Origin of the sequence: Microcoleus sp. AT9b-C3 (assembly GCF_036705485.1) — a bacterium.
In the GTDB taxonomy this organism is placed as follows: domain Bacteria; phylum Cyanobacteriota; class Cyanobacteriia; order Cyanobacteriales; family Microcoleaceae; genus Microcoleus.
In genome coordinates this window covers 1-20908 of the sequence record NZ_JAUBUR010000050.1, presented here as the reverse complement: position 1 = coordinate 20908, position 20908 = coordinate 1, and the positions used below count along the sequence as shown (strand labels likewise).

The window sequence follows — 20908 nt, the reverse complement described above, 5'->3', positions numbered from 1 at the left end:
TGTTACTTCTTACCTGTTTTGCCTGTTTTACCAGCTTTGCGCCGGATGACTTCGCCGCTGTAGCGAATGCCTTTGCCCTTATAGACTTCTGGCGGACGCACCGCGCGGATGCGGGCTGCTGTATTGCCTACGAGTTCTTTGTCAATGCCGGAGACAATGACGTTGGTGTTGCCTTCAACTGCCATTGTGATGCCTTCTGGAGGGGGCATTTCAACGGGTTTGCTGTAACCGACGTTTAAAATCAGGTTCCGTCCTTGAACCTGTGCCCGATAACCTGTGCCGATAATTTCGAGACGCCGCTGAAAACCTTGGGATACACCTTCGACCATGTTGGCCACTAGGGTGCGGCACAAGCCGTGCAGTTGTCTGGCGACGCGAGATTCGTCTCGGCGGGTAACGAGTAAAGTCTCGCCTTCAATTCCCATGAGGATTTCGGCTGGGATTACTCGGGAAAGTTCACCTTTAGGGCCTTTGACGGCTACTTTTTGACCGTCTAGGGTGATGGTGACTTTAGTGGGAATGCTAATCGGACGCTTGCCAATTCGCGACATAGTTTTTTGTCCTTTGTTTTTAGTTATTAGTCCTTGATTATTAGTGCTTAGTTATTAGTCCTTAGTGATTGATTTTTGAGTCTGTTGCCAACGACCAGTGACTAATGACTAATGACTAATGACTACCAAACATAACAAAGCACTTCACCGCCCAAACCTTGGCGTCGAGCTTCTCTATCCGTCATAATGCCGCTGGAGGTGGAAATAATGGCAATGCCAATTCCGCCTAATACTCTGGGCAATTCTTTACGGTTCGAGTAAACGCGCAGTCCTGGTTTGCTGACTCGCTTCAGTGCCGTGATAATGGGCTTGCGAGTTTTACCTTTGTACTTTAGAGAAAGCACTAAATGTCGCTTGACCCCTTCTTCTGCTTCTTCAAATTCGCCGATGAAGCCTTCACTTTTGAGGACTTGGGCGATGCTGCGGGTCATTTTTGTAGCTGGAATTTGCGTTGTTTGGTGGCGCGCCATGCAAGAATTGCGAATGCGCGTCAACATATCTGCTATGGTATCGTTAGCTGCCATCTTTTGCTTCTTACTCTAGTGCTTAGTTGTCCCGGAACGGCATTCCCATTTCTTTAAGCAAGGCGCGTCCTTCTTCGTCGGTGTTTGCTGTGGTGATAATTGAAATGTCCATGCCTCGAATTTGATCGATGCGGTCATATTCTATTTCTGGAAAAATTAGCTGTTCTCTCAGACCCAAGCTGTAGTTGCCGCGCCCGTCGAAGCTTTTGGGGCTGATGCCGCGGAAGTCGCGGATTCGGGGGAGTGCGAGGTTGATCAATCGATCGAGAAAATCGTACATCCGATCGCCGCGCAGCGTCACCATAACGCCTACGGGTACTCCTTTGCGGATTTTGAAGCCTGCGATCGCTTTTTTCGCCCGCGTCACCACTGGTTTTTGCCCGGTGATGATGGCAATTTCGTTGATCGACGAATCCAGTGCCTTAGCGTTTTGAGATGCTTCTCCCAAACCGCGGTTCACTGTGACTTTGACGAGTTTGGGAACCTGATGGATATTAGTATATTTAAACTGATCCATCAGTGTGGGAACGATTTTTCCTTGATAAAGAACCTTGAGTTTGTCCGGCATAGTTTTTGTGTTTCGTTAACTGTCCCTGGGCTTGGTCAGGGAATTGTTCTTTGTCAGTTGATAGTTGTCCGTTGTCTGTTAATGACTAATGACTAATGACTAATTATCGAGGATTTCTCCAGTTTTTTTGAGCTGTCGCAGTTTCCGGCCATCTTCGCTGAATGTATAGCAAACGCGGCTAGCTATTTTTTCTTTTTCAGAATAGTGCATGACATTTGAGCTGTGAATGGGAGCCTCAAACGTGAGTATTTTCCCTGACTCTCCCTCTTGCTGGGGCTTGACGTGCTTGGTTCTGATGTTTACACCTTTAACAACTACTTTGCTGACTTTAGGATATGTCTTTAAGATTTCTCCGACTTTTCCTTTCTCTTTGCCAGTAATTATTTGCACGGTGTCGCCTGCTTTGACGTGCATTCTGTAGCGCTGCGGTTCGCTAGTTGGTTTACCCTTTTTTCCGTACATTTTAAAGTACCTCCGGGGCTAAGGAAACGATTTTAGTAAAGTTTTTGTCGCGCAATTCGCGGGCGACGGGACCGAAGACGCGAGTGCCTTTGGGGTTGCCGTCTACGTTGATAATAACGGCGGCGTTATCGTCAAAACGAATGCTCATGCCACTGTCGCGGCGCAGACCTTTGCGAGTTCTGACAATGACTGCCCGAACGACATCTGATTTTTTGACGGCCATATTGGGGATGGCATCTTTGACGACGGCAATGATGACATCGCCGACTCCGCCGTAGCGACGGTTGCCGCCTCCCAATACGCGGATGCACATCAGTTTGCGGGCTCCGCTATTGTCGGCGACATTGAGGTATGTCTGGGGTTGAATCATGGTGATTGTTGAGTGTTAACTATTGACTGTTAACTGTTGACTGTTGACTTTTGACTGCTAGTTGATTGTTAATTTTCGATCGGGAGATCGCGATATCGCAATTAACTGTTAGCCGTTTTTTGTCCCAAAAATCTCAGCAACCGTCCAGCGTTTGGTTTTGCTCAGGGGGCGAGTTTCAGTGATGCGAACGCGATCGCCCGATTTGCACTGATTTTCTTCGTCATGAGCTTTGTAGCGCTTGGTGCGGACTACGATTTTGCCGTATTTGGTGTGGGAGGAGCGGTTTTCGATTGCTACCACGACGGTTTTATCCATCTTGTCGCTGACTACTACGCCAACTCGTTCTTTAATTGCCATAGCTACCTATTTTTGTTGTGCAATTGACTTTTTTTTAGCTACTGTGCGATCGTCGGCTCGGCTGCTGCGGTTGCAGCAGGCTGTGCTACCTGTTTAGATGCGGCTAATTTTTCTGCAGCTTCTTTCTCAGCAACGATTTGGCGCTCGCGTTCAACTGTCATCAATTGAGCTAGCCGGTGTTTGGCGTGCTTAAACAGGTGAGGCTTTTCCATGCGGCCGGTAGCTTGCTGGAGCCGCAATTCCATTAGTTGGCGCTTGACGGCTAAAATTTGCTCTGCTACAGCAGCATCGCTTAATTCTCTAGCTTCTTTAATCTTGGTCAAAGACATAATTGTGTGCTTTCTCGTTAGCGAGCGGTATGACAGAAGACAGAATTGTCTCTTAGGCTGAAGGTCGAAGGAAAGAAAAGTTATGAAAGCCAGATTTTAAATTGCTGTAGCCGTTTAAAATGCTGATTAATACAGACCTAATTCTACCTTCGCTCTTCGCTATGACTGGCCTTCTTCGCGAGTGATGAACTTGGTTTTAATTGGTAACTTGAAAGATGCCAAACGCATTGCTTCGCGGGCAGTTTCTTCACTTACGCCGCCAATTTCAAACATTACCCGGCCCGGTTTGACCACGGCAACCCAAAACTCTGGTGAGCCTTTACCAGAACCCATCCGGGTTTCTGCTGCGCGCTCGGTGACTGGTTTGTCGGGAAAAATGCGAATCCAAATTTTGCCACCCCGGCGGATATAGCGGGTCATGGCGCGGCGTCCGGCTTCTATTTGGCGGGAAGTAATCCAGGCGGGTTCGACGGCTTGGAGCGCGAAATCGCCAAAGCTAACTGTATTGCCGCGGGTGGCAATACCGCTCATTCGCCCGCGCTGTTGTTTGCGGAATTTCGTTCTTTTAGGGCTTAACATGGCGAAAGGGAGTTGGGTAATTGGTAATTGGTAATTGGTAATTGGTGATTGTTAATTGCTAATTGGTTTGGAACAACTCACACTTAACAAATGACAACTAACAGTTAACAATTAGCTAGCCTTCGTTCGATCGATCTTCAAAGTTCTGGCGGCGGCGCTTTTGTTTGGTGCGGGGCACTGCTGCATTTGGTGCAGCCTCTTGTTCCTGTCCGGGAATAATTTCGCCTTTGAAAACCCAAACTTTAATGCCCAGAATACCGTAGATGGTTTGAGCAGTGCAGTAGGAGTAGTCGATGTCGGCCCGGAGCGTGTGCAAGGGGACTCTTCCTTCCCGCGTCCATTCGGTACGGGCGATTTCTGCGCCGTTGAGGCGTCCGCTGACTTGAATTTTGATGCCTTGGATGCCGACTTTTTGAGCGCGGGTGATTGCTTGGCGGACGACTCGGCGGAAGGATACGCGCCGTTCTAGTTGCTGAGCGATGTATTCCGCGATCAGTGTGGCATCGGCGTCTACTCGCTGGACTTCGACGACGTTGATGCGGATTTGGCGGTTGCTACCGAGTTGCTGCTGCAAACCGACGCGCAAGGTTTCGATGCCTGCTCCGCCACGGCCTACGACAACGCCTGGTCTGGCGGTGAACACTTCTAGGTCGATTTGATCGGCTTTCCGCTCAATTTTGACCGAGGAAATGCCCGCATTGTTGAGCGTTTTACGAACGTACTTGCGAATTTTATAGTCTTCTTGCAAGAGTTCGGGATAGTTTTTGGGATCGGCAAACCAGCGAGAGCGGTGCTCTTGGGTAATGCCGAGGCGAAAACCAATTGGATGTATTTTTTGGCCCATAATAGTTGATGAGTTAATTGGTAATTGGTAATTGGTAATTGGTAATTGGTAATTGGTGATTACCCATTTTTTTCAACTTTAAGCTGTTTATTACCTATTACGTTTTTCCCTGGTTTAGTTTTCTACGAGCGGAGCTACTACTACGGTAATGTGACAGGTTGGTTTGCGGATTTGGTAGGCGCGACCTTGAGCGCGGGGTCTAAAGCGTTTGAGGACGGGGCCTTGGTCTGCGTAAGCTTGAGAAACTACCAGCTTGGACTTATCCAATCCTGCGTTGTGTTCGGCGTTGGCTACTGCCGATCGCAAAACCTTGACGATTGGTTCGCAGGCGCGGTAGGGCATGAATTCGAGTAAAATCAGCGCTTCTTGGTAGCTTTTGCCGCGAATTTGGTCGAGGACTCGGCGCACTTTGAAGGGGGATGTCCTGATGTAACGGGCGATCGCCTTAATTTCGGATGTGGTATCTATAGCCATTTCGATTTCGGTAATTGGTAATTGGTAATTGGGCAAAAGGTAATTGGTAATTGGTAATTTTTTTTCCGACTACCTATTACCTGTCACCTAATTCGGCTATCTTTTCGCCTTTTTATCACCACTTTTCGCGTGACCTCTAAAGGTGCGAGTGGGGGAAAATTCTCCGAGTTTGTGACCTACCATTTGGTCGGTGAGGTAGACGGGTACGTGCTGTCTGCCGTTGTGAACGGCGATCGTGTGACCTACCATTTGGGGCAGGATTGTGGAAGAGCGCGACCAAGTTTTAATTACTTGTTTTTGGCCTGCAGCGTTGAGTTTTTCGATTTTTGTCATCAGAGCATCTGCGACAAAGGGCCCTTTTTTTAGCGATCGAGACATGATTTTGGTAATTAGTAATTAGCAGTTGGAATTGAATTGCGAAGAAAGTCGGAGGAATAAAAGAGCGCGGAAAACTTTTTTGTTGTTCCTTCTTCCTTCTTCCTTCTTCCTTCTTCCTTCTTCCTTCTTCCTTAACTTTGTCTGCCGCCCTTGCCGCGCTTGGAAGCTTTGCGGCGGCGCCGGACGATTAAAGCGTCGCTGCGCTTGTTTTTGCGTCGAGTTTTTGCACCCAATGCTGGTTTACCCCAAGGAGTGACAGGCCCCGGACGTCCGATGGGGGCTCTGCCTTCGCCACCGCCGTGCGGGTGGTCTACCGGGTTCATGACGCTACCGCGAACGGTGGGTCTGCGACCTTTCCAGCGGGTGCGACCTGCTTTGCCGAGGCTGATGTTTCTGGCGTCTGTGTTGCCGACTTGACCGATGGTGGCGTAGCAGTCGGCGCGGACTTTGCGCTGTTCGCCGGATGGCAGTTTGAGGGTAACGTAGCTACCTTCTTTTGCCATTAGCTGAGCGCTGGAGCCTGCGGAGCGAACGATTTGTCCGCCTTTTCCAGGTACTAGCTCGACGTTGTGGATGCTAGTACCGAGGGGAATGTTCTTCAGGGGGAGGGCGTTACCGATCTCGATCGGCGCGTCTGGGCCTGAGACAATTACTGTACCGACGTTTAAGTTGAGCGGGTGCAGGATGTACCGTTTTTCGCCGTCTTTGTAGAACAGGAGGGCGATGCGGGCGTTGCGATTGGGGTCATATTCGATCGCCTTGACGGTAGCGGGAATGCTGTGTTTGTCGCGGCGGAAGTCGATGTCTCTATAAAGCCGTTTGTGACCGCCTCCCCGGTGGCGACAGGTAATGACGCCTCGGTTGTTGCGGCCTTGTTTGGTGTGCTTATTGCTGGTTAGAGACTTTTCTGGTTCTGATTTGGTAATTTCAGCAAAGTCCGAGACGGTTTGTTCTCGGGTGCTGGAGGTATAAGGTCGGTAAGAACGGATGCCCATAATCGATCTATTTTAGATTTTGGATTTTGGATTTTGGATTTGACGTTTATCGATTTTAGATTTTAGGTTGAAGATTGGCGATCTTTGGTTAACTTACGAGTTTTCTGGTTCGAGAATTTCCACCAGTTAACCGCAATTTAAAATCTAAAATCTAAAATCTAAAATCCAAAATCGTCTAGACTTCTGGGAATAGGAGTTTGCGGATAGAGTCTCCGTCGGTCAGAGTTACGGTTGCTCGCTTGTAACAAGGTTTAAAGCCGACGAATTTGCCAACTCGACGCTTTTTACGCGGCGGGTTTTGGGTGTTGACGCCGATGACTTTGACCTTAAATAGTTCTTCGATTGCAGCTTTGATTTGAGGCTTGGTCGCTTTGGGGGCTACGTCGAATGTGAATTGATTTAATTCCATCATTCGGGTAGCTTTCTCGGTGAGAATCGGACGCTGGATCAAATCTGCGTAGTCGCGGGGGTCGATTTTACTCACCGTAAATCTCCTGAATTTTAGCTATGGCTGTAGATGTGACGATAATTTTGTCAGCCGCGAGAACGTCGTAAACATTCAGGGAGGTTGCCAAGATGACGTTTACTAATTCGATGTTGCGTCCTGATAAGTAGACGTTTGGTTGCGGTTCTGGCAAGATTAACAGAACTTTTGTATCGGGTTCGATGCCCCAGCGGGCGATCGCACTCAGCAGTTCTTTGCTTTTCGGTCTCGGAAATTGCTCTGCAAATTCTTGAACCACAATTATGTCTTCGGTACGGCTGAAGAATGCTGTCCGCAAAGCTAGACGGCGTTCTTTTTTGTTCATCTTGACTTCAAAGTCTCTCGGTTTTGGCCCGAAGATGACACCGCCGCCCCGCCACAGCGGAGAACGGATTGAACCTGCTCTGGCTCGGCCGGTGCCTTTTTGACGCCAGGGTTTGCGGCCACCGCCTCTGACTTCCGATCGAGTTTTGGTGCAAGCATTTCCTTGACGGGCGTTATTCAATTGCCGCGTCAATGCTCTGTGAACGATGTGAGACGCATTTTCTTCTTTGGCTACGCGCAGTTCTAAAGTTGTTTCTCCAACTTCTTCGCCTTGCCAATTTCGGACTACACAATTAACCATATCTTTTGTCCTTTGTCTGTTGTTAGTTGTCTGTTGTTAGTTGTCTGTTGTTAGTTGTCTGTTGTTAGTTGTCTGTTCTCAGGTCTTAGTTTTTAGCTCTTAGTTTTCAGCTTTTAGTTCTTAGTTATTGCTTGCTACTAATGGCCAACCACTATCTACTGACTGCTGACTACTGACTAATTGACTACTGACTAACGTCCTACTTTTTTCTCAGGCACAACATTGACTAAGGCACCAGCTTTACCGGGAACTGCTCCCTTAATTAGCAGCAAATTCTGCTCTGCATCCACCCGGACAATTGTTAGTTTGCGGACGGTGACTTGAACGTTGCCCAAACGTCCTGCCATTCTTTTCCCAGGATAAACGCGACCGGGAGTTGTTCCAGGCCCGATCGATCCAGGCTCGCGGTGGTTCTTGGAACCGTGAGACATCGGGCCTCGTTTAAAGTTGTGGCGCTTTTGAAAACCTGCAAAACCTTTACCGATGCTGGTACCGATGACATCTACTATTTGTCCCGGTGTAAAGGTATCTGCTTTTAGTTGTTGACCTAATTCAAATGAACTGGTGTCTTCCAATCGGTATTCCTGCAAGTGGCGCAGTGGATTCGCCCCCGACTTGGCAAGGTGTCCTAGTTCTGGCTTGTTGAGAGCCTTTGGTTTGACTTCGTTGTATCCAACTTGAACGGCACCGTAGCCGTCAGTTTGTTTTGTTTTGATTTGAGTTACTGTACAAGGCCCTGCTTGTATGACGGTGACAGGGATTGCTCTCCCTTGGTCGTCAAACACTTGAGTCATGCCTAGTTTAGTGCCAAGAATGCCTACAGACACGGATTTTTTTCCTTTTATTTACGCAAGAGGTTTCGGATTGCGAAATTTACGTCAATCCGCTTGCTCTTGTGCAGAAACATTTATTTCAGTGTTCCTGCAATTAACTGTTATCAACCAACAGCCTTCCTCGGTGTTTAAAATTTGAGTTTTAAATTTGGGAGCGAGCTTGTGGAAGTCTTGCAAGGGTTGAGATTCGCGGCTTTTTACCGACTCTATCTCCGAGTTTTGTCTCGGTCTTGCTTGTTTGTGCCAGGACTTGAGCAGCAAACTACTCAGTATCCTTTACGGCGACAATTCACAATAGTACATGAAGTGTTTGCCGTTTGTCAAGGCCGCGATGAGAATTTTTCGCCTCAACTTTAGGATTTATAATATTTCCAGCTCGCAAGCAGCGATCGACCAAATTTTGATACAGCAGGAAACACAAATTTATGGGACTGATTACGACGGGATCTGATCTGATTCGGGATTTGGAAAAGTCGGGGTCGCTGGCCCTGTACGTTCCTTTAGAAGGAGGATTTGAGGGGCGCTACCTCCGCAGGCTGAGGGCTGCGGGCTACGGTGGGTACACGATTTCGGCGCGGGGTTTGGGCGATTTGGCGATGTATTTAACAGGGGTTCACGGGGTGCGACCGCCACATTTGGGCAAGAAAACTACTGGCAATGAAGGGGCTGTGGGTTATACGTACTACGTGCCACCCATGTTGAAAACTCAATTAGACAATTTGCCACCTAAAGCCAAAGGACTGGTGCTGTGGATTATTGAAGGGCAGATTTTGTCGAGTCAGGAGATTGAGTATTTGACTGTTTTGCCGACGCTAGAACCGCGAGTTAAAATAGCAGTGGAGATGGGGGGCGATCGAGCTTTTAGCTGGAAGCCACTTAAAGATGCTTTAGTTGCAGCTTAAATTCCGCTATTTGCGATCGCAAATCAACTAAAAAAACGCAGCGAGCAACTAAAGCTCAACAGCTTCTGCTCGCTGGTTTTGATATTTTAGGGAAAAACTTAATTAACAGGAAAAATCTTATGCTTCAGAATCGCGATTATACCATAATCATTGACAAAAGCGGCAGTATGTACACAAAAGACCAGATGGGCGGTAAAAGTCGGTGGGCGCTCATGCAAGAATCGACGATCGCATTGGCGAATAAATGCGAAGAACTTGATCCTGATGGCATAACAGTTTATGTGTTTTCCGGTCGCTTCAAGCGCTACGACAACGTAACATCCGCTAAAGTCGTGCAAATTTTCCAAGAAAACGAACCTTCGGGAACTACGAATTTAGCTGCGGTTCTGCAAGACGCTCTGAACAGTTATTTTCAGCGCAAAGCATCCGGTAAGACCAAGCAAAATGGAGAAACAATATTAGTGGTGACGGACGGGGAACCGGACGATCGCAAAGAAGTGATGAAAACGATTATAGAGGCTTCTCGGAAGCTCGATCGAGATGAAGAGTTGGCGATTTCTTTCATTCAAGTAGGGAATGCGCCGGAAGCTACTAAGTTTCTCAAGATATTGGATGACGAACTGCAAAGCGCCGGGGCTAAATTCGATATTGTTGATACTGTCACGATGGATGATATTGAAGGAATGACCCTGACAGAGGTATTGCTGAATGCAATAACTGATTAAGGAGGCGGGCGAAGTTTCCGTGATTATATTGGGGCCAGTTAGCCCAGCAGCATTTTTTAGGGGGTTTAAGTTATGGAATCGATCGAGCGCCTGTTAGGTGAACTTAAGGCAGAGTATCAAGCATCTCAAAAAATTGCTGAGTTGAAAAGTCAGGCGCTGGTGCCAGCACAAGCGCCGTCAAATGCAACATTTAAAACATCAGATATAAATTTGTATGCTAGTCCTTTGGATAAGGATTTAGCTCAAATTAAGGCTGAGTACGAATCGCAAAATAAAGCTCAGGAAGTCGCTTCACTGGAACCGCTTAAGGCTGAGCACGAACTACAAAATAAAGCTCAGGCAGTGGCTGCACTGGAACCGCTTAAGGCTGAGCACGAAGCCCAAAATAAAGCGCAGGAAGTCGTTTCACTGCAACCGCAACCCGCAGAAAAAGTCGCGGGGCCGCAGTTGGATGTACAAACGCACAGACAGAAAGTTAGGCAAGCTCAGGTTTGGCTGAAAAAGTTGGATAAGAATTCCGATGAGGGATATTGGTTCGATCAGTTTGCTTTTAAGTATTCTTCGAGGATAGATGCGGCGATCGACTATTTGCAAGCGGTGAATGAGTTTGATTGATTGAACTACACGGTATTCACAATTTGTAATGCCGTTTTTGGGTTAATTGCCATCTCTATTTGTTGTAAGGACACGGCAGTGCTGTGTCTTTACAAAGCGTCAAATAAATATCATTTGTATCACGCGGGATTTAGGATACGGCAGTGCCGTATCCCTACAAATGGCGAGCAAATAAATATCATTTATAGGAACACAGCACTGTTATTTCCTATGGCTGCCACAACCAGGGAGAGCATTCATCCTATACTAAATTTTTGGCCACCGACGTAGGATTCAACAAAAACAAAGCAGCTTTTTTTGCTGTATCTTCAGATAGCTGAATTTGTTTTAACTCAACAATACCTTCACTGATAAAAGTATCTCTCAAAGCAGCTTTTTCTCCGCTGTTAAAACTCGTTTCGTAAAACACTTCTCGAATTCCAGCGGCAATGACTAATTTCAAACAATAGATACACGGTTCTAAAGTGACATAAATACTAGCCCCAGCAGTAGATATACCGTGTTTAGCAGCTTTGGCTATCGCATTTGCTTCAGCGTGAACCGCCCTTGATGGCAAAGTTTTGCTGGCGTCGCAACTACTCAAACCAGGATAGCAGAAGCCTTGAGTAGTACAGTGTGCTGAACCTGACGGCGAACCGTTGTAACCAGTTGCTAAAACTTGCCTGTTTTTAGTGATCACCGCGCCTACAGGAAAAGCCAGACAAGTCGATCGAGTAGCCGCCAATTTTGCTAACATTAAGAAGTATTCGTCCCAACTCGGTCTTTCTTCTTCTAAATTCATCGTCTATCCTGGATGTATTGCTTGCTCGTTTTCAGACACTCAGCCGCCTTCTGCAATTCTATTCCCAAATAACCAATATGCTCGCCTTTGATAGCCGGGGAAGCTGCACAAATTTCTCGCACTAACTTGAGAGGGTTTTTTCCCGAATAACAGGTGACAACTTCGCCGCTGCCCGGAGTGGTTTGCGTGACAACTATCTGATTGTCGGCTACTTCAACTAAAAAATTGCCTGCTGCATCGAAAAAGTCTCGATCTTCGCAGATTTTAGCATATTGGGTTTGAATTAGTCGATCGGCATTTTCAAAGGTATCGTCATATAAGTGAGCAGATTGACTGAGCGTTACCAACGGGCCCATCGTCAAATTATAATCGGAACGCCTCGCAATTTCATCTCGAATGTGCTGCTGCAAAGCCCGCAAACCCATTGCATTTGCCGGCCAAGCCGCAAACATATCGTTACTGCGGAGAGTTGCGGTTAGCGATATTTCACCGTCCACAACTCGCACCCAAATGTGATTTAAACAAGGACTGCCACTGTGCTGGTGGTCGGATGAACCGTCAGGTCTTCTGTTAACATTTCCGCCCGCATCCCACAAACTAATTACAGCACTTGCAGCATCAATTTCCTTAATTAGTTTGGCAATCACTTCTTCAATTTGATCTCGTCCAAACCATGACCGCATCCGCTGTGCGTAGGTATATTTAATGCCTTCGTTATATGGGGCATCTTCCAGCATTTGCGGTTTGTACTGTTCGAGGAAATCACGGTCGATTGGTAAGTAATTCGGTTCGGGAAAATAGAACTCCGCAGGTTCATCTGTAATCACTGCCATTAAGTCGATTAATTCTTGCCATTGTCCGTCGTAACCAGTCGGCCGTAAGGTGCCAGTGGTCTTAATTCGGTGGATAATTTTTACCCAAGTTTCGGCGATAGTTTTGCCTTCGATTCTGTGTCCGTATTTCTGGCCGGGGAGTACAGTCGGGACGATTTCGACTAACGGAAAAGTTACGGTTTCTCCCCAAGGTTCAACAGATTCTTTTTGGGCAAAAGACTTGACAATAGTTACTGTTTCTGCTATATCTTTCGCCTCTTTCCATTCTATTGAATGACGTAATAGTTCTAAGGCTTCTGCTGCTATTTCAATATCAATGTAGCCAAATATTGAAGATTTAATTAGCCAGCAATCTCTACCAGTATCGCTTTTTCCTGCTTCAAAGCCGTTGCGAAAAAAGTCGAGCAAGCACGCTGCCGCGCCCGAGTTGCGGTCTTCTTTGGTAGCGTTGAGAATTACTAAAAAGCGGACGTGGGGATTGCACAGCAAATTTCTAATTAAGAAGTTGATGCCACGAGTAGGAGAGTATAGTTGTCCGATGACAGCAAATTCGTTGGGTTGTAAATGTTTGCCGATTGCACTTTTTACTGTCCACCCGCTGACAATGGCTGTTTGCCCCGTTCCGCAAATTAATTGATTTGGTTTATATAGGGGTTTGTACTCAAATTTATTGACGAGATTTGTGGCTGTCATGGTTTACCGTTTTTTGCACCGCGTACTACTATATCAATAGTTTGGATGGTTTGAAGGGGCGATATCAATCATCTTTATGCTGCCGCAGCAATGATTTGTTATGCTGCGTCAAAGCAGATCGTTGCCTGAACGTCTTTTACAGCGATCGCCCTCACCGGAATTGAAATCACAAACTCTGTACCTTGACCTAAAGTTGAGTTGACTTCTAGAGTTCCAGAGTGTTTCTGGACTACGATTTGACGAGCGATCGCCAATCCTAGCCCTGTTCCTAGCCCCACACCTTTGGTGGTAAACAAATGCTCAAAGATTTTTGGCTTAACGGCATCCGTAATGCCAGTCCCATTATCCTCTATTCGGATTACTGCCTGAGATTCCGACAATTGCGTCTTGACAGTAATCTGGTTGGGGTTAGCTTTGATCTGAGCAAAAGTGCGTCCTTGATTTGATTCCTCAAGGGCATCGATCGCATTTGCCAGCACATTCATAAATACCTGATTCAACTGTCCCGCAAAGCATTCTACCTGTGGGAGATCGCAATAGTTTGTGATGACTTGAATTTCGGGGCGAGATTCGTTGGCTTTGAGGCGATGCTTGAGGATCAAGATTGTGCTGTCAATGCCGTCGTGGATATTGTAAGGAAGGGGGCGATCGCAATCCGAACGCGAGAATGTTCTTAAACTGGTGCTAATTGTGTGAATGCGATCGACTCCTTCTTGCATCGAATCGATCAACTTTGGTAAATCCTCTTGTAAGTATTCCAAGTCTATGTCTTCCACGAATTCCTGTAGTGAGGCACTTGGAACAGGGAGTTCTTTTTGGTATAACTCAATTAGTTTAAAGAGGTCTTTAATATAGTCCTGAGCTGGTTTCAGATTGCCAGCAATAAAGCCAAGCGGGTTATTAATCTCGTGCGCGACACCCGCCACTAGATTGCCCAACGCAGACATCTTTTCGGTGTGGACTAAATGAAGCTGAGACTGTTGCAGTTGTGAGAATGCTGTTTCTAGATCGGCCGTTTGTTCAGCTACACGCTGTTCGAGATTTTTAGTTAACTTCCGTAGCTGCAAATGAGTTTTCACCCGTGCTAGCACCTCTTGTTCTTGAAATGGTTTGGTGATGTAGTCCACAGCACCCACGACAAATCCTTTCACCTTACTATCAGCATCGGAGAGAGCGGTCATAAAAATGATGGGAATACTGGCTGTTTTCGGATCTTCCTTCAGACGTTTGCAGGTTTCAAAGCCGTCAATTCCGGGCATTTGAACGTCGAGCAAGATCAGATCGGGAGGATAAGCTTGGACTCTCTTAAGAGCGCGCTCGCCATTGATTGCGGTTGCTACTTCGTACCCCGCATCACTTAAGGTTTCACAAACCACTTCTAAGTTGGCAGGGGTATCATCCACCACCAGAATTAATTCAGGACTACACATCTGCTTTTTTCTCTGTAAGGTGTTTTTTTAGCAATTCTTCAATCTCTTCGTCTTTAAATTGCTTAGCAAGCTGAATAATTTGTGAGGCAAAATCAGCGTAGCGAGGGTTAGAGTGAGCAATATGTTCTGTGTGTTCTCGGAGCCGTTTTAAGTTGCCTTTATGTGCCATTTCTAGTAACGTATTTAACTCTCCTGCGGAAGGAATAATCAGCCCTTCTGGGTTCTCTAATGGAGTCTTTGGAGTGGATGAACCCGAGTCGTTTGAGGCTGTAATTTCATATTTCCACTTTAATTCCAAATGAGTGGCTAAGAGGTTAAATAATTCACTGACTTCTACTGGCTTTGCCAGGAAATCATTTCCCCCTGCATCTAAACTCATCTGTCGATAGGCTTGTGCCACTGATGCAGAAGAGACAACGATCTTCTGGTGTTGCAAATCCTTTGCACTCCGAATTTGTTTGAGCAGTTCAAAGCCATCCATGACTGGCATTGCCAAGTCTGTAATCACTAAGTCAGGTTGAGACTGTCGTATTTTTTCCAATCCTTCTTGTCCATTTTCTGCCTCACTCAGTTGGAATCCGAGCGGCTCTAACAAGTTGACGAGAACGCCTCGGTTTTCCCAGCGATCGTCTACCACCAGAATGCTGCGGCGTTGTCCTTCGTACCCAATAATTTGTTTTCCAGTTGTGAAGGAGTTTTGCTGTACCCAATCGGTGGCGATCGCCAGTTCCACCTCAAAAAAGAAGTCACTGCCGACTCCGGGTTGGCTTTTAACTTGGATTTGTCCGTTCATAAGTTGGACAATCCTTTGGCTGATGGCGAGTCCTAAACCCGTGCCCTCGGCTTGGCGCTGGCGATCGCCCACTTGTTCAAAAGCCTGAAAAATTTTATCCAAGTGATCGGGCGCAATTCCTACGCCCGTATCTTCAACTTGAAATTTGAAAGAGCGAGTGGACGGATTGGGAGGATTCTCAACTACAGCAACCTTGAGCGTGACAGAACCTTTGTCGGTGAATTTAATCGCATTTCCCACCAAGTTGAGTAATACCTGACGCAGCCGTTTTTCATCGGCAAAAATCCCTTCAGGCAACTGTGGATCGGGATGGTAAACGAAGTCAATGTTTTTTTGGTCGGCACGAATGCGGCAGATTTCAGCCACACCTTGGAGGAATGAGGGAAAGTGAATCGCTTTAGGTGCGAGCTCTAGTTTGCCGGCTTCAATTTTGGACAAGTCCAACACATCGTTAATCAGCGTCAGCAAATGAGAACCGCACTGGTAAATGACCTCTACCCCATGACGTTCTTTTGCTGGCAATGCGCTGCTGCGATTGAGGATTTGAGCATAGCCCAAAATACCGTTGAGGGGAGTGCGGAGTTCGTGGCTCATGTTGGCGAGAAATTCGCTTTTTGCTTGGTTCGCGCCATCGGCTACCAGTTTTGCTTCTTGCAGTTCTGCGGTGCGTTCCTCAACCCGGCTTTCGAGTTCGATAAAGGAGGTTTTGAGTTGACCCGCCATCTGATTAAAGGAATCTGCCAGCGATTCTAATTCACTAATACCTTGCACCTGAAGAGTTTGATCCAAATGTCCCGAACTAATCCCCTGACTGGCTTTTTGTAGCTGCAAAATCGGTTTGGTAATCCAACGCGAAGTAAAAAGACCCAGTATAGTCGTCACTACCAAAGCCCCTAGACACAGCAAAATTGTGGTACGCGTATTGGCATTGATTTGTGCCATGAAGTCTGATTCAGGCACCACAACGACGCTGAACCAATCAATACCTCGTTCGTCTCGAATGGTGGAAACCTGCACGAACTGCCGTTGGTTTGCCAGCATAAAATCAAGCTGTTGATTCTGTGCAATACCGTTGAAGTTGCCAAATCGATCGACGATGGCTTGCGCTGTCGCACGAATTACAGAACTTTCAGACTTGACTGCAGGAATTTGTTGCAACTCCTCATTTTTAAGATCCAGAATGTAAGGCTGTTTGATCGTTGAACTGGCAATCAGATTGCCCGATCGATCTACGATAAACGTTTGTCCCGTTTGACCCACCTTCAACTCACTCAGAAAACGATGAATCTTGTCCAGCCGAAAGGTACTTTTTTCCACCCCTAGTAACGTTCCATCGCGATTGTAAATCGGTTGGGATAGAGCCAGCGTAGCCGATTTATACGAACTGCTGACGTAGGGCACAGATGTCCAAGCTGATTTTCCAGTTTCCTGTACAACTTGATACCAGGGTCGAGTCCGGGGGTCAAACTCTGCCTGAGTTTTCAGCAGTGCGATCCGTTGACCTCGATCGTCAAGTTTGTAGAATTGGCGTTGAGGTAGACGCGCTTTGTCACTGAGGCGAGAAACGATGCCGTCATTGATTGTTGTATCTAGGGCAATATTCGTGCCGTCCTCTAAACCAATTTGCACGTCTTCGAGGGTATTTTGGCTGACTAACCGCCACAACGTTCGTTCCAGTTTGGTGAAATCTGTTAAATCAAGCTGACCCTCTTGGGCCGCAACTACGATCACTTGTCCAGCAACATAAGGTTTTTCCAAATAGTTTAGAACTTGCAGATTGAGGCGATCGCTCATCTCTTGTCGTAATTGACTGGCAACATCATTGACTGCCTTCTGTCCATTCCGCAGGGAAATATATCCCGTTAGCCCAACTGCTACGAAGATTTGTACTACAAACGGGACTATCAAGAGTGATCGCAGGGAAAGTTTGCGCTTAAGTTTAAATAGATTCAAGGATGAGTTTGGCAGAGACATGGTGTATAGCCTTTCGAGCGAAAGATGAGGTACGACTGGGCATAGGGCATAGGCCTCCGTGGGCATAGGGCATACCTCACCACACTTGAGAACCGCTGTAGCTTCTCTAGAAAATAGACTTTGAGGAATTGCTAGCTTGATGTTCAATCCACCTGGGTAGGGTCTTTCAATGCGCTTAAATTCCTGGCTAGACACCGACGCTAACAATTAATGTCGTACCTTCAACAAGCAGTCGCATTAGCAAGTTGCCAGTGGTTTTCTCTTGTTCGCGGAAGTGCAACAATCGCTGAGTTGGTTGATGTTCCGTTGATTGGTGGAGTGGCCCGGAGGCTGCGATCGGCTCGGATCTGTTAGCCGAGTTTTTTAGTAAATCTGGCGATCGTTCTGGCTCAAATTTCAAGGCGATCGCACTCCACCAAAAATCTCTCAACCCGATTACAATCGAAGACTACCGCTTATAGAAAATCCCATAGAAAGCCCTGGGCTTCTAGTCGTGGGAGGAATCGGCTGACCCTTTAGGGTCAGTCCTTTTAAGTTTACGCCTCAGTCCCCTAATCAAAGTTCTTAGCACAACTGGTTTGATTGCTCACTTCGGACTCGCAATTTTCTTTAATAATTATTTTTCTTCTTGAGTGACGCCAAACGTAATAAATACATCGGGCTAGGGCATGGACAGATATCACAGTTAGAGATACCTTAATTATAATGGTTAAGGTATTGAACTACTTTAGCCTCTAGCAACAAGTGAGTATTTGTAGGTTCTGGAGCAAAAGAATCAACTGTGATGCCCCCGCTCCGACCTCTTTTGCCAACACCCCTGTTAACAACTATCGCTCTTGTGTCACTCTGAGAGGAGTCTAATAGCCTAAAATACTCGAAATTGGGATGTCTCCAATGGAAAGAAAAATTTCCTCAATAATCTCCGCTTAATTAGCCAACCATTTATCTACTTCAATTTCCTCCAACGCTGGTTGAAGATATTTCCAGTTCCGCAATTATCTTTGGGATTTCCTCGGCTGATTTCTGTGATGAATTTCTTTCCCAGTCCTATGGCTCAAAGGACTTTTACCAGAAAGAATTGGTTTCAAGCCCCAAGCATGAGCGGGAGAAATTAAAATCAGACTATTCATTAGTCCAATCCTCGGGCTTTCAGGTAGAGGTCGCCCCGCGGTCAACTGTCAACTGTCAACTGAACCCTGCTTGCGTATTTTACTGTGTTTAGAGTGATAAAAGAGCGATATTATATAGGAATCCTTGCATCATTTGTAATTTTTTTACCCCCCCAACCCGCTCTGAGGGAGTAAGAAATTTACAAATGATGCGAAGATTGCTATAGAGTAGCCGGAATTGGCCGAGCCAACTCAGCTTGAGTATATCCCCAATTTGTCGCTTCTGAATTTACCGGGAAAATTGGTTGCAGGCAAACAGCCACAGGTACTCCGAAAAAAAAAATATCAAAAAAATAAAAAAGTGCGATCGACAGCGTTAGCAATTGCCGATAATTAGCGGCGCACTTATTTTACACTCTCGGGCTGATTGCCGGTTGATGCGTAGATACCATGCCACCGAACCCAACATTTCTTCGAGAAACTGGGTTTACGAGGCCTTGTCCTAATTAAGATACAATAAGAACCACAAAGAAAATGCGATCGACATTATTTGACAGTCAAGCTATGCAATCTAAAACTCAGTCCGATACAGAACTGGCGATGGACGCTCCCAAACACGGATTGCCCGTTACAATCATTACAGGATTTCTCGGCAGTGGCAAAACCACCCTGCTCAACCATATCCTGACCAATCAGCAAGGTTTGAAAACAGCAGTTTTGGTCAATGAATTTGGCGAAATCGGTATCGACAACGAACTGATTGTCACTACCGACGACAACATGGTTGAGCTGAACAACGGCTGCATCTGCTGCACAATTAATGAAGATTTAGTTAATGCAGTTTACAAAGTTTTAGAACGTCAAGAAAATCTCGATTATCTGGTAGTCGAAACAACCGGACTCGCCGACCCGCTGCCAGTAGCAATGACTTTTTTAGGCACAGAACTGCGCGATCTGACTCGTCTCGATTCGATAGTGACAGTAGTAGACGCAGCCAACTACAGCTTAGATTTGTTCAACTCTCAAGCAGCTTACAGTCAAATAGCTTACGGCGATATAATTATCCTCAACAAAACTGATTTGGTCGAAGAAGCAGATTTAGATTTGTTAGAAGTTAAGATTCGGGATGTCAAGGAAGGTGCTCGAATTCTGCGAACCGTAAAATCGGAAGTTCCCCTACCGCTAGTCCTCAGCGTGGGATTGTTTGAATCTGACAAATATTTCCAATCTGAAAAAACTCCTAGCAGTCACGACCACGAACATCACGAACATCACGACCATCACGACCACCACGACCACCACGACCACGAACATCACGAACATCACGACCATCACGACCACAGCCATCACGACCATCACGGTCATGACCACTCCCACCATTTAGAAAATGACGGATTTACCTCAATTTCTTTCCAGAGCGACAAGCCATTTTCTCTGAGAAAATTTCAATATTTCTTAGACAAACAACTGCCAACAAATGTATTTCGCGCCAAAGGGATTATGTGGTTTGAAGAAAGTCCCAAACGGCATATTTTTCACTTGAGCGGGAAGCGATTTTCGATGGATGACGACGAGTGGAAAGGTGATCGCAAAAATCAGCTTGTTCTCATTGGTCAGGGTTTGGATACCGAGACTTTGCGATCGCAACTCGAAAACTGTCTTTGTATGCCTTCAACCAATCGTGGCAAAGGTTTTGGGAAGAACTAACAGTAAAATATTGTTTTCACCTAAACCAAAGATCGTCGCGGTCTAATTGTTTTCGCGATCGCTATTTGGAGATTGATGGGGACAAGGAAGGGCGATCGCCCTCCAAGAAAAAGAGTGCCCTCGAATCAAAAGAGCGCCCTCGAATCAAAAGAGCGATCGACCTATTTTATTGTTACTAACAAAACCAGAGCCGCACACTTCTGCTGTCCGCCCATCCCAAAAGCACGATCGCCCGTGATTTCAACGGTGCAGAGTTGGGTTGTTTTTACCTAATCTCTGCACCTTTATGCTGTTGGCACCCTGACAGGGTGACAACAAGAGTCAAAACCCCGATTGAATCAAGGACATCGCCCTCAAACCCCTCTGGAAAAATGGCAGTTACTTAGGGCTTGCTGAATAAGTCCCGTATGTCACGTATCTGGGCGCTCCGAGCGCACGATCGATCGTGCTGCGTGCAAGATAAACAGGTAGAATAGGTCAAAACCCGTGCATCACAACCTGCGATCGTGTACAGAAAAGCTGATCTTGCTCCCCTCGAACCCTTGGATTTTGAACTAGCTTTCCTGATGTAAATTGTCAGCCCTCAACCGTTGGGTAAAAATGACCCAAGTCATCCCGTGGTCAGAATTTGAAGCAGAATATGCTGAAAACTTCCCCACATCCCTGGGAGCCCCAGCCAAATCGTTTCGGATGGCATTGGGGGCATTAATCATTAAACAAAAACTCGGAATCAGCGATCGAGAAACAGTAGAACCATTGGTAACAAGTTAAGCTAAAAAAGCATTTGTCAATCAGCAATTATGCTCAACATTTACTCGGATTTGGCGCCCAAAACTGAGATTTAGGCGATCGTGCGATCGTGCCGAGGGTGATACTTATACCTACTCCCTCTCAAGTCGTAAATTTTCCACTCCTAAAACAGCAGTTTTTTTGAGTAATATTACTGATTGACAAATCCAATTAAGTCTTAACT

At 46.4% G+C, this 20908-nt stretch carries 25 protein-coding genes and 1 pseudogene; 6 read left to right on the top strand and 20 right to left on the bottom strand.

What is annotated here, in order from left to right:
* Positions 1-2 precede the first annotated feature (2 nt).
* The 15 genes from rplF to rplC form a co-directional block, all read right to left on the bottom strand.
* The gene (gene rplF / locus QUB77_RS28330; RefSeq protein ID WP_333180242.1) at positions 3-551 is read right to left on the bottom strand and encodes a 50S ribosomal protein L6; all 549 of its coding nucleotides are present in this window, start codon (positions 549-551) and stop codon (positions 3-5) included.
* A 122-nt stretch (positions 552-673) separates the two neighbouring features.
* A complete protein-coding gene (gene rpsH / locus QUB77_RS28325) occupies positions 674-1075 on the bottom strand; it encodes a 30S ribosomal protein S8 (protein WP_190737227.1) in 402 nt (133 codons plus the stop codon).
* A 22-nt stretch (positions 1076-1097) separates the two neighbouring features.
* Complete coding sequence (rplE, locus tag QUB77_RS28320) at positions 1098-1643, bottom strand: 50S ribosomal protein L5 (RefSeq protein WP_333070033.1); 546 nt, start codon at positions 1641-1643, stop codon at positions 1098-1100.
* A gap of 99 nt (positions 1644-1742) precedes the next feature.
* Entirely contained in the window at positions 1743-2105 is a 363-nt protein-coding gene (gene rplX / locus QUB77_RS28315; protein WP_333045759.1) for a 50S ribosomal protein L24, read from the bottom strand.
* A 1-nt stretch (position 2106) separates the two neighbouring features.
* Complete coding sequence (gene rplN, locus QUB77_RS28310) at positions 2107-2475, bottom strand: 50S ribosomal protein L14 (RefSeq protein WP_006634991.1); 369 nt, start codon at positions 2473-2475, stop codon at positions 2107-2109.
* Positions 2476-2583: 108 nt separating this feature from the next.
* Entirely contained in the window at positions 2584-2832 is a 249-nt protein-coding gene (gene rpsQ / locus QUB77_RS28305) for a 30S ribosomal protein S17 (RefSeq protein WP_006634992.1), read from the bottom strand.
* 38 nt (positions 2833-2870) lie between these two features.
* Positions 2871-3161: a 50S ribosomal protein L29 gene (gene rpmC, locus QUB77_RS28300; RefSeq protein ID WP_333074729.1), complete on the bottom strand. Its 291-nt coding sequence runs from the start codon at positions 3159-3161 to the stop codon at positions 2871-2873.
* A gap of 159 nt (positions 3162-3320) precedes the next feature.
* The gene (gene rplP, locus QUB77_RS28295) at positions 3321-3740 is read right to left on the bottom strand and encodes a 50S ribosomal protein L16 (RefSeq protein WP_333039615.1); all 420 of its coding nucleotides are present in this window, start codon (positions 3738-3740) and stop codon (positions 3321-3323) included.
* 115 nt (positions 3741-3855) lie between these two features.
* Positions 3856-4584, bottom strand: a complete 729-nt coding sequence (gene rpsC / locus QUB77_RS28290; RefSeq protein ID WP_015178708.1) for a 30S ribosomal protein S3 — start codon at positions 4582-4584, stop codon at positions 3856-3858.
* Between the two features lie 114 nt (positions 4585-4698).
* Positions 4699-5058, bottom strand: a complete 360-nt coding sequence (rplV, locus tag QUB77_RS28285; RefSeq protein WP_190657986.1) for a 50S ribosomal protein L22 — start codon at positions 5056-5058, stop codon at positions 4699-4701.
* A gap of 96 nt (positions 5059-5154) precedes the next feature.
* Positions 5155-5436 (bottom strand): 30S ribosomal protein S19, encoded by a 282-nt coding sequence (rpsS, locus tag QUB77_RS28280; protein ID WP_006634997.1) that lies wholly within the window; start codon positions 5434-5436, stop codon positions 5155-5157.
* A 131-nt stretch (positions 5437-5567) separates the two neighbouring features.
* A complete protein-coding gene (rplB, locus tag QUB77_RS28275) occupies positions 5568-6431 on the bottom strand; it encodes a 50S ribosomal protein L2 (protein ID WP_015178705.1) in 864 nt (287 codons plus the stop codon).
* A 175-nt stretch (positions 6432-6606) separates the two neighbouring features.
* Positions 6607-6915: a 50S ribosomal protein L23 gene (locus tag QUB77_RS28270; protein WP_006634999.1), complete on the bottom strand. Its 309-nt coding sequence runs from the start codon at positions 6913-6915 to the stop codon at positions 6607-6609.
* Complete coding sequence (gene rplD / locus QUB77_RS28265; RefSeq protein WP_333180247.1) at positions 6908-7540, bottom strand: 50S ribosomal protein L4; 633 nt, start codon at positions 7538-7540, stop codon at positions 6908-6910. Before rplD ends, QUB77_RS28270 begins: the two co-directional genes overlap by 8 nt.
* 191 nt (positions 7541-7731) lie before the next feature.
* Positions 7732-8367, bottom strand: a complete 636-nt coding sequence (rplC, locus tag QUB77_RS28260) for a 50S ribosomal protein L3 (RefSeq protein ID WP_333180249.1) — start codon at positions 8365-8367, stop codon at positions 7732-7734.
* Between the two features lie 431 nt (positions 8368-8798).
* Here rplC and QUB77_RS28255 point away from each other — a divergent pair, with 431 nt between their 5' ends.
* The 3 genes from QUB77_RS28255 to QUB77_RS28245 all read left to right on the top strand — a co-directional run bounded on the left by QUB77_RS28255 (position 8799) and on the right by QUB77_RS28245 (position 10615).
* On the top strand, positions 8799-9275 hold the full coding sequence (locus tag QUB77_RS28255) for an NAD(P)H-quinone oxidoreductase subunit N (protein ID WP_333059805.1): 477 nt from the start codon (positions 8799-8801) through the stop codon (positions 9273-9275).
* Between the two features lie 119 nt (positions 9276-9394).
* Positions 9395-10000 carry a VWA domain-containing protein gene (locus tag QUB77_RS28250; RefSeq protein WP_333057785.1) on the top strand — a complete coding sequence of 202 codons (606 nt, stop codon included), beginning with the start codon at positions 9395-9397 and terminating at the stop codon, positions 9998-10000.
* 72 nt (positions 10001-10072) lie between these two features.
* Complete coding sequence (locus tag QUB77_RS28245; protein ID WP_333180252.1) at positions 10073-10615, top strand: salt stress protein, Slr1339 family; 543 nt, start codon at positions 10073-10075, stop codon at positions 10613-10615.
* Positions 10616-10856: 241 nt separating this feature from the next.
* Here QUB77_RS28245 and QUB77_RS28240 read toward each other — a convergent pair whose 3' ends face one another.
* The 5 genes from QUB77_RS28240 to QUB77_RS28220 form a co-directional block, all read right to left on the bottom strand.
* Positions 10857-11396 (bottom strand): deoxycytidylate deaminase, encoded by a 540-nt coding sequence (locus QUB77_RS28240; RefSeq protein ID WP_242719685.1) that lies wholly within the window; start codon positions 11394-11396, stop codon positions 10857-10859.
* Positions 11393-12922, bottom strand: coding sequence for a thymidylate synthase (locus QUB77_RS28235; protein WP_333180255.1), 1530 nt, complete (start codon positions 12920-12922; stop codon positions 11393-11395). The genes QUB77_RS28240 and QUB77_RS28235 overlap by 4 nt, the downstream gene beginning before the upstream one ends.
* 98 nt (positions 12923-13020) lie before the next feature.
* Complete coding sequence (locus QUB77_RS28230) at positions 13021-14352, bottom strand: response regulator (protein WP_333180258.1); 1332 nt, start codon at positions 14350-14352, stop codon at positions 13021-13023.
* Positions 14345-17119 (bottom strand): ATP-binding protein, encoded by a 2775-nt coding sequence (locus QUB77_RS28225; protein ID WP_333296172.1) that lies wholly within the window; start codon positions 17117-17119, stop codon positions 14345-14347. The genes QUB77_RS28230 and QUB77_RS28225 overlap by 8 nt, the downstream gene beginning before the upstream one ends.
* A gap of 187 nt (positions 17120-17306) precedes the next feature.
* Positions 17307-17549 (bottom strand): hypothetical protein, encoded by a 243-nt coding sequence (locus QUB77_RS28220; RefSeq protein ID WP_333180264.1) that lies wholly within the window; start codon positions 17547-17549, stop codon positions 17307-17309.
* A gap of 917 nt (positions 17550-18466) precedes the next feature.
* On the opposite strand from QUB77_RS28220, the gene QUB77_RS28210 reads away from it, so the two are divergent.
* The 3 genes and pseudogenes from QUB77_RS28210 to QUB77_RS28200 all read left to right on the top strand — a co-directional run.
* Positions 18467-18625: a hypothetical protein gene (locus tag QUB77_RS28210; protein WP_333180267.1), complete on the top strand. Its 159-nt coding sequence runs from the start codon at positions 18467-18469 to the stop codon at positions 18623-18625.
* A gap of 167 nt (positions 18626-18792) precedes the next feature.
* On the top strand, positions 18793-19935 hold the full coding sequence (locus QUB77_RS28205) for a GTP-binding protein (RefSeq protein WP_333180269.1): 1143 nt from the start codon (positions 18793-18795) through the stop codon (positions 19933-19935).
* Between the two features lie 506 nt (positions 19936-20441).
* Positions 20442-20694: pseudogene (locus tag QUB77_RS28200) on the top strand (IS5/IS1182 family transposase); the annotation flags it as partial.
* Positions 20695-20908: the final 214 nt, after the last annotated feature.

What these genes read in the sequence shown, in the direction of transcription:
- rpsC (WP_015178708.1), bottom strand. Translation starts at nt 4,584, where the DNA reads ATGGGCCAAAAAATACATCCAATTGGTTTTCGCCTCGGCATTACCCAA.
- rplD (WP_333180247.1), bottom strand. Translation starts at nt 7,540, where the DNA reads ATGGTTAATTGTGTAGTCCGAAATTGGCAAGGCGAAGAAGTTGGAGAA.
- rplP (WP_333039615.1), bottom strand. Translation starts at nt 3,740, where the DNA reads ATGTTAAGCCCTAAAAGAACGAAATTCCGCAAACAACAGCGCGGGCGA.
- QUB77_RS28230 (WP_333180258.1), bottom strand. Translation starts at nt 14,352, where the DNA reads ATGTGTAGTCCTGAATTAATTCTGGTGGTGGATGATACCCCTGCCAAC.
- QUB77_RS28250 (WP_333057785.1), top strand. Translation starts at nt 9,395, where the DNA reads ATGCTTCAGAATCGCGATTATACCATAATCATTGACAAAAGCGGCAGT.
- rpsQ (WP_006634992.1), bottom strand. Translation starts at nt 2,832, where the DNA reads ATGGCAATTAAAGAACGAGTTGGCGTAGTAGTCAGCGACAAGATGGAT.
- rplF (WP_333180242.1), bottom strand. Translation starts at nt 551, where the DNA reads ATGTCGCGAATTGGCAAGCGTCCGATTAGCATTCCCACTAAAGTCACC.
- rpmC (WP_333074729.1), bottom strand. Translation starts at nt 3,161, where the DNA reads ATGTCTTTGACCAAGATTAAAGAAGCTAGAGAATTAAGCGATGCTGCT.
- QUB77_RS28255 (WP_333059805.1), top strand. Translation starts at nt 8,799, where the DNA reads ATGGGACTGATTACGACGGGATCTGATCTGATTCGGGATTTGGAAAAG.
- rplN (WP_006634991.1), bottom strand. Translation starts at nt 2,475, where the DNA reads ATGATTCAACCCCAGACATACCTCAATGTCGCCGACAATAGCGGAGCC.
- QUB77_RS28245 (WP_333180252.1), top strand. Translation starts at nt 10,073, where the DNA reads ATGGAATCGATCGAGCGCCTGTTAGGTGAACTTAAGGCAGAGTATCAA.
- QUB77_RS28235 (WP_333180255.1), bottom strand. Translation starts at nt 12,922, where the DNA reads ATGACAGCCACAAATCTCGTCAATAAATTTGAGTACAAACCCCTATAT.
- QUB77_RS28205 (WP_333180269.1), top strand. Translation starts at nt 18,793, where the DNA reads ATGCAATCTAAAACTCAGTCCGATACAGAACTGGCGATGGACGCTCCC.
- QUB77_RS28240 (WP_242719685.1), bottom strand. Translation starts at nt 11,396, where the DNA reads ATGAATTTAGAAGAAGAAAGACCGAGTTGGGACGAATACTTCTTAATG.
- rplE (WP_333070033.1), bottom strand. Translation starts at nt 1,643, where the DNA reads ATGCCGGACAAACTCAAGGTTCTTTATCAAGGAAAAATCGTTCCCACA.
- rpsH (WP_190737227.1), bottom strand. Translation starts at nt 1,075, where the DNA reads ATGGCAGCTAACGATACCATAGCAGATATGTTGACGCGCATTCGCAAT.
- rplX (WP_333045759.1), bottom strand. Translation starts at nt 2,105, where the DNA reads ATGTACGGAAAAAAGGGTAAACCAACTAGCGAACCGCAGCGCTACAGA.
- rplB (WP_015178705.1), bottom strand. Translation starts at nt 6,431, where the DNA reads ATGGGCATCCGTTCTTACCGACCTTATACCTCCAGCACCCGAGAACAA.
- rpsS (WP_006634997.1), bottom strand. Translation starts at nt 5,436, where the DNA reads ATGTCTCGATCGCTAAAAAAAGGGCCCTTTGTCGCAGATGCTCTGATG.
- QUB77_RS28225 (WP_333296172.1), bottom strand. Translation starts at nt 17,119, where the DNA reads ATGTCTCTGCCAAACTCATCCTTGAATCTATTTAAACTTAAGCGCAAA.
- rplV (WP_190657986.1), bottom strand. Translation starts at nt 5,058, where the DNA reads ATGGCTATAGATACCACATCCGAAATTAAGGCGATCGCCCGTTACATC.